This is a genomic window from Baaleninema simplex PCC 7105 (assembly GCF_000332355.1).
Lineage (GTDB): Bacteria > Cyanobacteriota > Cyanobacteriia > Cyanobacteriales > Geitlerinemataceae > Baaleninema > Baaleninema simplex.
Window position 1 is genome coordinate 1 of sequence record NZ_KB235957.1, and the last position, 1,511, is coordinate 1,511.

2 protein-coding genes are annotated in these 1,511 nt (G+C 51.4%); both read right to left on the reverse strand.

All coding sequences use genetic code 11. From position 1 onward, the window contains the following. Positions 1 to 355 (reverse strand): helix-turn-helix domain-containing protein (locus GEI7105_RS0100690; RefSeq protein WP_017658562.1); only part of this gene is annotated, 355 nt, incomplete at its 3' end. A gap of 71 nt (positions 356 to 426) precedes the next feature. Continuing rightward, on the reverse strand, positions 427 to 1,128 hold the full coding sequence (locus tag GEI7105_RS28435; protein ID WP_017658563.1) for a S66 peptidase family protein: 702 nt from the start codon (positions 1,126 to 1,128) through the stop codon (positions 427 to 429). Between the last annotated feature and the right edge of the window lie 383 nt (positions 1,129 to 1,511).

Here is a 1,511-nt window from a genome sequence, read left to right on the forward strand (position 1 = left end):
GAACCGTTGGAAGACCCGAACGTTTTAACCGCCACGACTCCCAAGAAGTCTCAAGTTTTCTAAGGACTTGCTGAAGAACCTGAGCGTTGACCGTCTTGAGCTGAGGAAATTCAGTCTTGGCAGCGGTCAAACGCTTAGCCTGAATGTGGCAGTTCGGGAAGGGTGCATCTGCTGGCAAGATAAATTCCTGCCGAATCGAGCACGCATTCACGGGCGACTTGCGGGATTTTAGCCAGTCTTTACGTTCCCGCAGAGCAAAATTCCAGACATGGCGGCACACCTCAAGAATGTGTTCGATCTCTGAAACCTGCTCCGCCGTTGGCTCTAGCTTAAATTCCCACGTCATGTTTAGCATATCTAAACTGTAGCAAATCTTTTGTAGGTTACTCCCCTCGGTCGCGCTTCGCTACACCACCAGCCAAGCTTTCAGCTATGGCTGGAGTACTGCGAAGAATCTGGATAGCGCGTTTGCATGGGTCGGTTTTTGTCGGCGGGATCTTGGAAGTTGCGAAACGTCATCGCCTCGCCGTCGAACAACACGCGACGAAACCAGTCAGTTTGAGTGGGATTCCAAGAGGTAAAGCCGTTAGGACCGTGGAACGTCACCAAATTGGTTTGGCGGTGGATTCCCCAGAGTAAGGCGGTGATGTCGCTGAATCCGACGAGGATTTTGGGGTTTTGGCGAATCAAATCGTAGTCGAGATAGGGGAGAACGCGACTGCTTCCCCAGCCGCCTTTGATGGGGAGAATCGCCGTAACGTCGGGATCGGCGAAAAAGTCGTTGATGTCGGCGGCGCGATCGCGATCGCGTCCGGCAAAATAACCATATCGATCGGTGGCGTGGCGTCCGAGTTGGGGAACCAATCCCAAGCCGCGTATCGCGTCGAGAACCCGGTTGACGTCATCGCGAACGAAGGTGGCGCTTGCGGGGTTGATAATCCCTACTGTCGCACCGGGAAATAGGCGTTTGGGTTTCATGACAGGAAGGGTGGCGCGTCCTCGGCGAACGTCTGAGGCGATCGCGAGGGTCGCAACGGCCGCCGTTAGGAGTTTGGAGAACCTTCGACGTGAAATCGGGCGATTTCGGTGGCTGAAGTTGGGCGAGCGATCGCCGGTTTGCTTTGTCATTGGAACGGGGAAACTACAAATTTAAAACGGTTTTAACGACACTTTAACGCTCGAATAGATTTTTCTTAATTTTTCATCTTTAGATTGAGAGAGAAATTATCGAATTTTCGATCGTTTGTCAATATTAGGTCGGTCGTTACTCTCGGCGATCGACGGCTTGGCAAGCCTTTAAATCGAGCTAATTTTCTGGATACATCTCACTTTTGTAAAAATATGAGTCTGGAGTTGGTTGGGTCGAATAAAGCCGAAACCCAACCGCAGCTAAATGGGTGCATCCCAGTTTTGCAAGTGTTAGGCGTAAAAGTCTCCATTGAGATAAGCACAGCGTTGCTTGAGGACTTGTGGAACGTTCTGACGTTCCCACTGAGCGCCGGAAATCTTGA